We start from the raw sequence: 12356 nt of genomic DNA on the forward strand, positions 1-12356 counted from the left end.
ATAAAACAACTTAATCTCTACTGTAATTTAAGTAAACAAAAAAGATGCTTCAGCATCTTTTCACTTCTTTTTAAAAGCATCTGTGTCAAAAAATTTGTCTAGAGTAATTCCTAGCATATTACAAAATTTCAGGATTGTATAAATTGCGACGCCTCTTTTATTCTTTTTACTTTCCCATCTATTTATCGTTTGTCTGTCAATATCATGTGCCTTTGCAAAATCTGTCTGAGATAGACCAGTCTTTAATCGAAGGAATTCAATTCTGTCAGCAATCTTGTCTTTAAGTATAATATCTTCCTGTGTTCTTTCTGCCATGCTGCAATTTTGCGATAATCTCATAAAATACTGTAACCCACTTGGATTACAATTTTATTTGATTATATTTGATGAATTATTATATATTTGCGATACTTCTTATAAAAATATAGAAGCATTCGCTTTGAATCTCGTTCTCGAAAACTAGTAACTTTTAAACACGCGAGATGATAAGTGTAAATGCTCACGCCTAAAAGGGCGTGGGCTCACTTATTCGTGTGTAGGTATTACTAGTGCCTCGAGAACGTTTAAGCTGGGTCTGCGCTCCTTTTTTTTATATTAATTAGCACATTACTCTCTTATATTCTTAGCACGCTTCTCCATTTTTCATAGTCTCGCAGCAGTTTAACCCGCTAAAACCCGCATGCCTATGAACAAAACAAAAAAAAACACTCCTAAAAACGGCCTACGCTTAGCGTTAGCATTGGTTTTAACATAAATGACCATCAAGAAAAAGCATTTTCTTAATCGGTATTAAACTCTTATGCCATACCCCAACTAGAAACGATGATTAAAAATTTAAAAAAAACGCCTATGATTCTATAAGTGATTCCTAACTATAAACGCCTGCACCGAAAGGTCCTTTGAACACCTAGTTAATTTAATTTGAATTTGTTAATAAAGGTGCAGGTTATTTTTTAATCCTAAAACTCTTTGCCTATGATAAAATAAAAATTAGATGCCAGTGAGATTGCTTCGTCCCTCGCAATGACACTGGAAATAAAAAAAGGCCTCTAACTCGCCGGCAAGCTAAACTAGAAGAGCAGTAAAAACAAAACTTACATTTCAATTCACTAAACCAATATTATGAAAATTATTTCATTAAACAAAGGGTTGGAAGCCGATCCTGAAAATCAATTTTCCTTTTTTCAAGTCATCATTACTCCAGATTTCAATGGGTATACAACTGGTTTTATAAAATACAAAAATTGATATCATGAAATACTACAGACGAATGAAAGCTGCATTAATAGTGGCATTAATAGCACTTATATGTCTTTGGCTTTATGGTTGTGAAAGTTTTACGGGAAGTTAATAAATTTTAAAGCTGAAGACGGAACTCGAACAAAATAGCAAGAAACAAGAGCATATAACAAAGGACAAATAACAAAAAATAGATAAATCTAATTAAAATGATGCCTATGATAGAAAAATAAGTGCTTGAGAGCGAATGCTTTGCTTCGTACCTAGCAACTCCTCGCAATGACATAACAAATAAAAAAGCCCTCTAACTCCCGTCGACAAACTAGAATAGAGGACCATCGCTAACAAAACTAATGTTTCAACTAACTATACCAATATTATGAAAAATTTTTCATTTTACAAGGGTGGTTCGGCTTTTTGGTACCTGATTCTTTTTGGGTTCTCACTATCCTACACCCCAGCTCCAGCAAAAACCGTACTGAGGCAACTGCAGTCTTTACGGCAACAAACTCAAATAAGCGGCACCATTACTGATGGAACAAGCCCTTTACCCGGCGTTACAATTACCATAAAAGGTACGCCAAAAATGGTGGTTTCTGATTTCAACGGGAAATATACTATAACAGCGTCACCCAACGACATTCTCACTTTTACTTATGTTGGCTTTGCAACTGTTACAGTTCCCGTTGATGGTCAGTCCGTATTAAATATTCAAATGCAGGAAGACGAGACTTCACTGCGGGAGGTCAAAATCAATGCGGGCTACTATTCCGTAAAGGAAAGCGAACGCACCGGTAGTATTTCCAAAATCACTGCTAAGGACATCGAAAAGCAGCCCGTCACCAATATGTTGGCGGCTATGCAGGGACGCATGGCTGGTGTGAGTATTACCCAAACCACAGGAGTGGCTGGTGGCGGTTTCGAGATACAGATACGGGGACAGAACAGCCTTAGACCCGATGGAAACCGACCACTTTACATCATAAATGGGGTTCCTTATGCCAGTGACCCTGTCGGGTTTAGTGCTACAGCGTCGGTTATGCCAACTTTATCCAGTCCGCTGAATAACTTGAACCCTGGAGACATTGAAAGCATAGAAGTACTCAAAGATGCCGACGCCACCGCCATATATGGTTCGCGTGGAGCCAATGGCGTAGTATTGATTACAACTAAAAAAGGCAAGGCAGGCAAAACCACTTATACAGCCAACTACTCCCATGGTTTTGGGAAGGTGACCCGTTTTATGGATTTAATGAATACGGATCAATACCTGCAAATGCGTCGAGAGGCTTTCGCTAATGATGGATATACTAAGTACCCCGCTTCTGCTTATGAGATCAATGGTACTTGGGATCAGACCCGCACTGCCGATTGGCAAAAGACACTTACCGGAGGTACCTCTACTATCACGAATCTGCAATCTTCCGTTTCGGGTGGCAATGAGCACACACAGTTTATCATCAATGGGAATTATGGAAAGGAAACAACTGTTTTCCCCGGTAATTTTGGATATAAAAAAGGGAATGTCCGTATTAATTTAAACCATACCTCTGAAGATAAAAAGTTTGGAATTACTTTTTCGGCTGGCTATACCGTTCAGGACAATAATCAACCCTCCACCGACCTCACCACTATTTCGAGAAAACTGGCTCCGAATGCTCCAGCTCTATATGATGCTGATGGCAACCTGAACTGGGAGAACAGTACTTGGGAAAACCCATTGAGTAATTTGAACGGTAAATCACTCAGCAAAACCTATGATTTTGTGGCCAACACCATTTTATCCTATCAATTGCCCTATCATCTGGAATTGAAATCCAGTTTTGGTTTTACGGACCTGAAGCATACCGAGAGCAGTACTTTTCCATCGACTATTTATAATCCTGCCTACGGGCTGGGCAGTGAATTTTCGTCCCTTTTTACCAATACCACTTCCCGACAATCATGGATTGTGGAGCCACAAATAAATTGGCATACTACTATTGGTCAGGGTAAGATTGCGGTGTTGCTGGGAAGTACTTTTAACCAGCTCAATGGACAACAGCTTGTTTTGGCGGGTGAGGGATTTACCAGCAACAGTTTAATTTATGATTTGGCATCGGCTTCTACTGTTACCATTATGAGTAGCGGTGCTACGCAATACAAATACCATGCTTTTTTTGGTCGCGCTAATTTCAGTTGGCAAGACCGCTATTTTGTGAATATTACCGGCAGAAGAGATGGTTCTAGCCGTTTTGGACCAGGTAACAAGTTTGCGAACTTTGGTGCTGTTGGTGCTGCCTGGCTTTTTTCGAGATCCTTTATAAGTGACGGCACTGCTTCGGTTTTAAGTTTTGGCAAACTGCGCGCCAGTTATGGCACAACAGGTAGTGACCAAATTGGGGATTACCAGTATTTAGACACCTACAGCTCTTCTGGAAATCCGTATCAAGGAATCGTGGGGTTAGAACCTACGCGGCTTTTTAATCCTGATTTTGGATGGGAAAGCAATAAAAAATTTGAAGTGGCAACAGAACTCGGTTTTTTTAATGACCGTATTTTCCTGACTGTTGGTTGGTTCCGCAATACATCCTCAAGCCAGTTGGTAGGGATTCCTTTGCCCGGAACAACAGGCTTTAACAGCATACAAGCCAATCTTGATGCCAGCGTACAGAATGACGGAATTGAATTGACACTGCGAACCGTTAATTTGCAACGAAAGGATTTTGGATGGAGCAGTAATTTCAACATCAGTATTTTGAACAACAAATTGTTGCGATTTCCTGATTTAGAAAGCTCCACCTATGCCAACAAGTATGTAATTGGGTCGCCTTTGAATATCGTAAAAGTATATCATTTTACAGGACTTGACCCGGCAACAGGTGTGTATCAGTTTGAAGATTTTAATGGAGACGGGCTACTTTCTGCTAAAGACGACAAGCAATACCTGCGGGATTTGAATCCTGAGTTTTATGGAGGCCTGCAAAACCAGTTGCACTATAAAGGCGTACAGCTCGATTTCCTGTTTCAGTTTGTAAAGCAACTGAATTACAATTCAGCCTCGACCCTTGGCTTGCCTGGAAGCAGGAACAACCAAACCACTGATGTGCTGGCACGCTGGCAGAACCCAGGTGATACAGACCCTATTCAGCAATACAGTACCGGAGCGAATGCGGCGGTTGCAAATGCTTTTACTAAATACAAAGAAAGCGATGAAACGATTACTGATGCTTCTTACATCCGGTTGAAAAATATCGCCTTGAGTTATCAGCTCCCTCCTATCTGGTTAAAAGGCGTAGTGTGTAAACTCAACATTCAGGCACAAAACCTACTCACCCTGACATCCTATAGAGGAGCAGACCCCGAATTTAAAACAAGAGGGGTGCTACCGCCTTTGAAAATAGTTACTACTGGTGTCCAATTCACCTTTTAACCTTAAATTCTCTGATATGAAAAATATATTTGATAAAAGAAACACCCTTCTTTGGTTACAAAAAAAAGGAATCCATTCTCTTGCATTCGCATTAAGTGCTGCGCTATTGTTGCTGCTTTTTGCCTGTGAAAGTTTTGTGGAAACTGACCAACCGCCGTCACAACTTGCCGCTAACGGGATATTCGAAAGTCCCACGACTGCTAACGCCGCAATGATAGCTATTTATGCCCAGTTGCGCAGTTCGACGCTATTGACAGGCTCCCCCCTTGGACTTTCGAATCAGTTGGGGCATTATGCAGACGAGCTTACTTTTTACGGTGATACGGAAAACTCGACCTTTGGCTTCTATACCAATAGTTTGTTGGCTTCCGATGATGCCGTTGCCGGATTGTGGACAAGCAGTTACCATGTTATTTATAATACTAATGCGCTAATCGAAGGAGTTACTGCCTCGGCTGACCTGCCGGTTGCCACAGCAGAGCAGCTTACTGGAGAAGCGTTATTCGTAAGAGCTTTGGTTCATTTTTATCTTGTCAATTTATATGGAAACATTCCGTATATCTCCACTACCGATTACAGGCAAAATAGAGTGGTCAACCGCATGTCAGTTGCAAATGTATATGAATCGATTATTGCGGACCTGAAACTTGCCAACTCCATGCTTGGCGAAGAAGACGCAAGCGGAGAAAGAGTACAACCAAATAGATATGCGGCTCAGGCTTTACTGGCAAGAACGTACCTATATGCCGGATTATGGTCAGAGGCTTCCAATGCCGCTTCCGCTGTACTTAACAATACCACCGCTTATGCCTTACAAGACGATCTTAATTCCGCTTTTTTGAATAGCAGCCGCAGTACAATCTGGCAATTTTCACCTGCATACTCTGGCAACAGCACAGAAGAAGGCGGTCTTTTTATATTTACTGCAGGACCACCTCCTTTTACTGCTTTAAGTGATGCGCTTATGGCTGCTTTTGAACCAATGGACAAGCGCAAGGACGATTGGACAAATGCAATAACTGATGGTACCACGACTTGGTTTCATGCCAATAAATACAAGGACAATAGCAGTACTGCTTTCTCTGAGGAGTATTCTGTTATTTTTCGAATTGAAGAACAATACCTCATCCGTGGGGAAGCGCGTGCACGGGCTGGTGACTTGATTGGGGCGAAAGAAGATTTGAATGTTATCCGAAATCGGGCGGGCCTCAGTGCGACCCAAGCCGTTTCGCAACAGCAGATTTTGGATGCTATTTTGCAAGAGCGACGCGTTGAATTATTTACCGAACACGGACATCGTTTTTTTGATTTAAAGCGATACGAAAAACTCGATGAAGTTCTCGGTGGTAAAATCGGTTGGAACTCCACCGATAGATTGCTTCCCATTCCGGAAGCAGAGATACTGCTGAACCCGAATCTTTCCCCTCAAAACCCAGGCTACTAATACTCTCTCTTATGAAAAATGAAAATAGATATACGTTACTATTCGTTTACCGCTGTTTCTTCCGAATGATTGGACTATTGTTATTTTTGGTTTCCAATCTCTCCATAGGACAGATAAACGAGAAAAAGCAGTTGACTGCTGCTGACTACCCGCTATGGGGGAAAGTGACGAATACACAGCTCTCGGACAGTGGCCAGTGGCTGAGCTATAGCGCAAAATATGAATCGCAACAAGACACTTTATTTGTGCGCAATACCCGCACATTAAAAACACATGTTTTTCCCAAAGGAAAAAATGGAAAATTTAGTAAAGATGCTTTTTTTGCTTATTTTTCTGCTCCAGGCACATTAGAACTGGTCGATTTAAAAACGGATCAGGCAACTGCATTTCATAATGTGACGGACTATCTTTTTACTGCTGATGACCATTATCTTATGCTGACCGTCCGTGATGAAAAACAGCAAAAGGTCATGATCTGTGAAACCAATGGGCATTCCCTTAAAAGCATTGATAGCGTCCTTTCTTTCGCATTGAGTACAGATCAAACTATCTTGGGCATTATCACTAAAAGCAAAAAAGGGACTGCCGCGGAATTAATCTTTTTGCAGCAGCACTTCAGACAATTAAAAATGGCAGAGAGCCAGGATGAAAACTTTGAAAAAATAACGTGGAGTAAAAACGGAAAAGCGGTGAGCTTTTATGGCTCCTCTTTAGCAAATCCGTTACGTCCTACACTTTATCACTATACGATCGCCCAAAAGAAATTAGTGGTTTTTGACTCCAGCCGTGCTGAATTTCCCAAGGGAATGCACTTGTCCAATGAAGTAGCTCCGGTGACTTTGTCGGATGATGGAAAAAGAGTGTTTATGAAAATCTGTAAAAATGAGGTGGCTGTTACTGCAACTGATACTGCAATGGTTTGGAATACAACCGAGCGTCAATTGTATCCCGAGCGAAAGCAAATGGGAAATACCGTTTTTCACTCGGTATGGTGGCCGAAAACTAATCGCTATTTACAAATTACTGATGATGTATTATCCGGAATGATGCTTAATGGCAATCAAAAAGTTGCCCTTTTATTTGATTTTGGAGCGTACCACCCCCAATTCAAAGACAATAGCGATGTAACTTCCTGGCTGCTTAATCTGGATACAGGTCAAAAGCAACTTTTCCTGAAAAAGCACCCCAGTTTGGATTGTCCTATCCTTGCTTCCCCCGGCGGTGGCTATTTTAGCTATTTTAAGAATGGAAACTGGTGGGTATACAATATTGCCAAAGCCACACACACTAATGTTACCCAAAACAGGACTGTATTTTCACAGCATCCCTTTGTTGTGCAGGAAGATGCTGAGCCTTTTGGCCTTGCGGGCTGGAGTTCTAACGACGGATCACTCTTGCTTTATGACCAGTTTGATGTTTGGGAAATTACTCCCGATGGCAATACTGCCAAGCGTTTGACTAGTGGAAAGGAAAATAATCTTGTTTATAGAATAGCCCTGCAAGAGCAAGCACAACGCAGTACTTCCAATTACAGCGGTTTGACCAATGGCAGTTTCAATTGGAACGAAAACCTCGTTTTGAGGGTCCATAGAGCCGATTATACCGCCAGCGGCTACTATTTGTGGCAGCGTGCTACAGGTTTACAGCCCCTTATATTCGAAGAAAAGCAAATTAATTATTTGATGAGTTCCAAAAAAGGAAGCGCCTGTGTGTACCGCGAAGAAACCTTTGAAAAGGCCCCTGCGCTGATTTTTAAATCAGATGCTCAGGCAGTACCGAAGCTCATTTATCAAAGCAATAGCCAGCAACAAAAATATTTGTGGAGTACCGCACAAAGCATTGTCTATACCAACAGTTCCGGTATCCCTTTGCAGGGTGTACTATTTTACCCCACGGGTTATGATCCGCAAAAAAAATATCCTATGGTGGTTCATATTTATCAGAAACAGTCACAAGAATTACACTGGTATGTGTATCCTTCACTACATAATTCGGCAGGATTTAATGTTCGCAATCTAACCACGCAGGGCTATTTCGTACTGTACCCGGATATCGTCTACCAAGAAGGTCAGCCTGGGCAATCAGCAGTGGATTGTGTATTGGCAGCCACAGCTGCGGCGCTTTTGAAAGCGTCTATTTCACCTGACCGTATAGGTCTTATCGGTCATTCCTTTGGAGGGTACGAGACCAATTTCATCATCTCACACAGCAATAGATTTGCAGCTGCTGTAGCAGGGGCTGGGGTAGCGGATCTGACGAGTTTTTATTTGCAGATTAACGGCGCAACAGGTAAAGCGAATTACTGGCGTTTTGAATTCCAGCAGTTCCGAATGGGAACCTCGTTATTTGAAAACAAACAGGGCTATTTTAATAATTCACCGATACTTGATGCTGCAAATGTGAATACGCCTCTTTTGTCTTGGTCAGGAGATGCCGATCCACAGGTGCATTACTTACAAACTGTACAATTTTTTATGGCTTTAAGAAGACTGCAAAAGCCATCTACGATGTTACTCTATCCAAATGAAGGGCATGCATTAGTGGAGCGGATGAATCAGCAGCATTTAACGCAACAGATTGAAAGCTGGTTTGACCGCTATTTAAAGAAAGAGGTTCTGGTCGATTTAAAGTCACCCCCTAATTGAAGATAAACCGATGTTAATTTCTTAAAAAAAACAATGCGGTTTCTATTTTACAGAAACCGCATTGCCAGCGGGTATTTCCAAAGGTTATGATTGTTGTTACCTTTTATGGTTTGTAAACCGGAACGTTACAAGTTGTAGCCTCTGGATTAGTTTTACCAAACAATCTTACTTCTTCCGCACCGACGGTACAGAAGTCTCCAATTACATCGGAACACATGTTAGAAATATTACAAGCCGATGAAGGGCTGGTATGTGTGTATCCTTGCTTTGGAGCAAATGCTTTTGAATTTTTATTCATGGCATTTGAACTGAAAGCGCCGGTTACGGCAACTGCAATGACTGCCATTGGCAGAATCATTTTAAAAATTTCTGTTTTCATAATAATAAAATTAAAAATTGATGATCTACTCTATGAACAGGTTTTCGATCGTATCCCTGATACTGCGCAGTATAATTTTAGACAGATGGAACTCCTGTCTTTATTTTTTGAGAGTGCTTTTAAAGAGGTTGTTCAACTTGTAAATGACCAGATGTGTGCCTACGATAGCGAACAGTTGATTACCTTGAACGATAAAGCTTTTCATTTTTTCTTTCTTTATGTTGTATATAGGAAAACTAAAAAGGTAACTATTGTTGGAAAGATCATAGACATCAATAATAGTTGCCGTGCCCCATAATTCTATTGCTTCATATTTCCCAGGTAATGCTGACGCCACATACAGCAGGTTGTTGTGAACAGCTATTACTTTATTAACCACAAAAGGAGGGGCGGACATTTTTCGTTCTTTGGATCCAGGCAGGTATTTTACTTGTATTTTTGCTTTGCTGAATGTATCAATAGTTTTACCTCGACTAACAGCTGAAAGGTTTTGGTCAGTTCTTATAAACTGGTTCCGGTACTTATAGAGGTAGACGACACTACCCTTTACTTTGTCATATTTAAGCATACCATCTGTATCAAATATCCCATCGATTTGTTTTTCCAGAAGTTTCGGTTTAAAGTCCATGGTATTTTCTTTAGCAAGTTTAAACAGGCCTAAAATATTTTCTCCGGTTTCCGGTGCAAATGCACGGAAGATGACTGTGTTAGTATCTACAGGTTCTGCCAAGGTATATCTAATTCCGATTGGCGCTTGTAATTTGGCTTTCCAATGTGCTGTTTTGCCTCTATAAATACAGGGAACGGTCCCGTCAAATAAATAGAAAGAGGAATCAAGCACACGTATTTCGGCACTACGAAAAGAAAAATCGACTCGATCAAGCTGAATATTATGTTTCTTAATTGTTTTTAAAAGAGTGTCTGCTACCGTGATTTGAAAAGGGGTTGTATAATTACCGAGGTAGATTTTCCCCGGATTGGTTCCTGCAAAATAGTAAGAATTGTATTTAAGATCCAGCTGTCGCATTTCAGTTGCCGGATAATGAGGAAATCGTCTGATAAAATTGTTACGATGGTGGATAATGTCTTCCGATAGTACAAAAAGCAAAACTACAACGGCAATACTACTAACCAGTAGGGTTGGAACTGTAATAAAAATAATGTTGCGTTTTCTTGTATTGTTGGCTGTTTTGCTAGGTGTCAGCAGCAGAATACCAATAAGTGCCAGAACAACAAATACAAGATTAAAAAATAAGTGCTCGGTCCAGCCCAACTTTTCCAATATCCCGCCGCAGGAACAAGGCACAAAAGAACTGAAGTTCAAAATGATAATGATGTAGGTCGTAAATAGAACCATCAGGCTGAAAGCTGCAAAGAGTCCTGCAAGACGGTGTTTTGGAAAAATCAGAAGCAGGGCAATAAACAGTTCTGCTATCGGAACCACCCATGAAACCGCACCGGCAAAAGCACTCAATAAAGGAGATTGTCCCAATTGTACTTGAAAATTTTCAAAATCCAAAAATTTGCTAACAGCTGCATAGATAAACAATAATACATACAGCAGGCAAATCGTTTCAATAATAATACCTTTTATGTGTTGAGTAGATTTCATTTCGTAAGATGATTGATATTAGTTATGTAAAATTCTTAAAACAGAATAACATAAGTATTATCAAATCAAGATATTGGTTTATCAAATCAGGATTTTTTTATCACAGATTCTGAATATTATCCAACTGGAAACTGCCTTTCGAGGTCTGTTGGAGAATAACCAAATTTAATTTTGAAAGCTCTTGAAAAATTTGGATAGGTAGAAAAACCAGTCATAATAGCAATCGTTTTTAATGGTATTTTGGTGTGTTGTATCAGAAGTTGCGATCGCTTAAGTCTTTCATTATTATAAAATTGCTGTATAGTCGTCTTAAATAAATGCTTAAAGCCATTCTTTAATTTGTATTCATTAGTACCAAAAATGCGGGAGAGTTCTTTTAATGTTGGCATAGCCGAATCCATATGGGCCAATATATAATCATAAACCGCTTGTGTTGATTTTACATCTAAATAATTATGAATTTTCTGTTCTTCAACAGTCAAAATTTTCTTTGCTGTAGTCGGATTTTTCATTGTGTTCGCTACAATAGCAGAAAAGAAACTAATTACTATATCTGTACTTTGGTAGAGTCGTGAAATGCTACAGGTGGCTGGAATAACTAATTTTTCAATACTGACGAATTCAAATGAAATAATCGTGTAAAAGGATTCATTCTCTAGTACTTCGTTCCTTACAGTTTTCAGTAAGGGAACTGATTCTTTTGCAAGAAGTGCCGTAAAGTCCAATTCTAGAAGTTCATTGGAGGTATATCCCAAAAGAGCAGGAACATTTACACTAAAATCTTTTATAATAAATTTATTGTCTACGATGAATGTACTTTGAACTACGTACTGATAACTAAGATGGGGATTGATAAAACCGACATGGAATACAGACTCCTTCATTTCTTCTGCCATCCAATTTACCAAGACTATCAATGCTTCCAATTCATCATCAGTTCCAGTCCTTGGTATGCGGTATGCAAAATTTCCTTCCGCCATTTCCAGAAGCATTTTGCAGATTCTATTGATACGCTGTTGGTCGATTTCCTGATGCATATTCTATTAATTAAATTGTTGAAATTTTTAACCCTAGACGAAAGCTTTCAAAAATTTCAGTGCAGCTGGCTTATCACTGAATACCTTGGTTGGTACTTGAGGCTTACTGATTTTAAGATAAAATGAAATCATTAAAATTGACACGGTTTGGTGTGCCAATATACTGACGGCTTTAGTCAGAACAGAGCCATGTTGCGCCAAATAATCCCTGGCGGCTTTGTCAGAATCGGAAATGCCTCTAATGTCACATAAAACGGGATACGCTTTTTCATTTTGCATTTGAATTCTGTCTGCTACAATACGCTGCGCTGCCGCTAAATTGATGACAACGTCAGGCTTGTATTCAAAAAAAAGGATATTCTCACTAATCCAGAATACGGCAAATTCGTTTTCAAAATACTCATCCATTGTTTCTGATCTTTTATTGGGGTCTGGCAAATTAGCTATTCCTTTTCTGAGATTAGTTATCAAAAAAAGGTAAAATGTAATGGTAATCAATCATTTTATTTTAAGCATATCAATTCAGGATTTTCACATATCAAATCGGGATTATCTGCTCAGTGACTTGCATTCTCCCCTTTTAAATTC

9 protein-coding genes are annotated in these 12356 nt (G+C 39.8%); 4 read left to right on the forward strand and 5 right to left on the reverse strand.

The window, feature by feature from the left end; translation table 11 throughout:
- Positions 1–60: 60 nt before the first annotated feature.
- Positions 61–315 carry a helix-turn-helix transcriptional regulator gene (locus ACM55F_RS14390; RefSeq protein ID WP_416854509.1) on the reverse strand — a complete coding sequence of 85 codons (255 nt, stop codon included), beginning with the start codon at positions 313–315 and terminating at the stop codon, positions 61–63.
- Between the two features lie 807 nt (positions 316–1122).
- Between ACM55F_RS14390 and ACM55F_RS14395 the strand changes: the two genes are divergently transcribed.
- The 4 genes from ACM55F_RS14395 (at position 1123) to ACM55F_RS14410 (ending at position 8740) form a co-directional block, all read left to right on the forward strand.
- Positions 1123–1248, forward strand: a complete 126-nt coding sequence (locus ACM55F_RS14395; RefSeq protein WP_416854510.1) for a hypothetical protein — start codon at positions 1123–1125, stop codon at positions 1246–1248.
- 370 nt (positions 1249–1618) lie between these two features.
- Positions 1619–4651, forward strand: coding sequence for a SusC/RagA family TonB-linked outer membrane protein (locus ACM55F_RS14400; protein ID WP_416854511.1), 3033 nt, complete (start codon positions 1619–1621; stop codon positions 4649–4651).
- 16 nt (positions 4652–4667) lie between these two features.
- The gene (locus tag ACM55F_RS14405) at positions 4668–6095 is read left to right on the forward strand and encodes a RagB/SusD family nutrient uptake outer membrane protein (protein WP_416854513.1); all 1428 of its coding nucleotides are present in this window, start codon (positions 4668–4670) and stop codon (positions 6093–6095) included.
- A gap of 11 nt (positions 6096–6106) precedes the next feature.
- On the forward strand, positions 6107–8740 hold the full coding sequence (locus tag ACM55F_RS14410; protein ID WP_416854514.1) for an alpha/beta hydrolase family protein: 2634 nt from the start codon (positions 6107–6109) through the stop codon (positions 8738–8740).
- Between the two features lie 103 nt (positions 8741–8843).
- Here the strand turns inward: ACM55F_RS14410 and ACM55F_RS14415 are convergent, their stop codons facing one another.
- The 4 genes from ACM55F_RS14415 to ACM55F_RS14430 form a co-directional block, all read right to left on the reverse strand.
- Complete coding sequence (locus ACM55F_RS14415; RefSeq protein WP_416854515.1) at positions 8844–9119, reverse strand: DUF6520 family protein; 276 nt, start codon at positions 9117–9119, stop codon at positions 8844–8846.
- A 100-nt stretch (positions 9120–9219) separates the two neighbouring features.
- Positions 9220–10731: a MauE/DoxX family redox-associated membrane protein gene (locus ACM55F_RS14420; RefSeq protein WP_416854516.1), complete on the reverse strand. Its 1512-nt coding sequence runs from the start codon at positions 10729–10731 to the stop codon at positions 9220–9222.
- Between the two features lie 116 nt (positions 10732–10847).
- Entirely contained in the window at positions 10848–11768 is a 921-nt protein-coding gene (locus ACM55F_RS14425; protein WP_416854517.1) for a helix-turn-helix domain-containing protein, read from the reverse strand.
- Between the two features lie 33 nt (positions 11769–11801).
- On the reverse strand, positions 11802–12239 hold the full coding sequence (locus ACM55F_RS14430; RefSeq protein ID WP_416854518.1) for a DUF7793 family protein: 438 nt from the start codon (positions 12237–12239) through the stop codon (positions 11802–11804).
- Positions 12240–12356: the final 117 nt, after the last annotated feature.

Origin of the sequence: Flavobacterium melibiosi (assembly GCF_048158545.1) — a bacterium.
Taxonomy (GTDB): domain Bacteria; phylum Bacteroidota; class Bacteroidia; order Flavobacteriales; family Flavobacteriaceae; genus Flavobacterium; species Flavobacterium melibiosi.

Coding starts and splice junctions, on each gene's coding strand:
- ACM55F_RS14390 (WP_416854509.1), bottom strand. CDS start 315: ATGGCAGAAAGAACACAGGAAGATATTATACTTAAAGACAAGATTGCT.
- ACM55F_RS14415 (WP_416854515.1), bottom strand. CDS start 9,119: ATGAAAACAGAAATTTTTAAAATGATTCTGCCAATGGCAGTCATTGCA.
- ACM55F_RS14410 (WP_416854514.1), top strand. CDS start 6,107: ATGAAAAATGAAAATAGATATACGTTACTATTCGTTTACCGCTGTTTC.
- ACM55F_RS14405 (WP_416854513.1), top strand. CDS start 4,668: ATGAAAAATATATTTGATAAAAGAAACACCCTTCTTTGGTTACAAAAA.
- ACM55F_RS14420 (WP_416854516.1), bottom strand. CDS start 10,731: ATGAAATCTACTCAACACATAAAAGGTATTATTATTGAAACGATTTGC.
- ACM55F_RS14395 (WP_416854510.1), top strand. CDS start 1,123: ATGAAAATTATTTCATTAAACAAAGGGTTGGAAGCCGATCCTGAAAAT.
- ACM55F_RS14400 (WP_416854511.1), top strand. CDS start 1,619: ATGAAAAATTTTTCATTTTACAAGGGTGGTTCGGCTTTTTGGTACCTG.
- ACM55F_RS14425 (WP_416854517.1), bottom strand. CDS start 11,768: ATGCATCAGGAAATCGACCAACAGCGTATCAATAGAATCTGCAAAATG.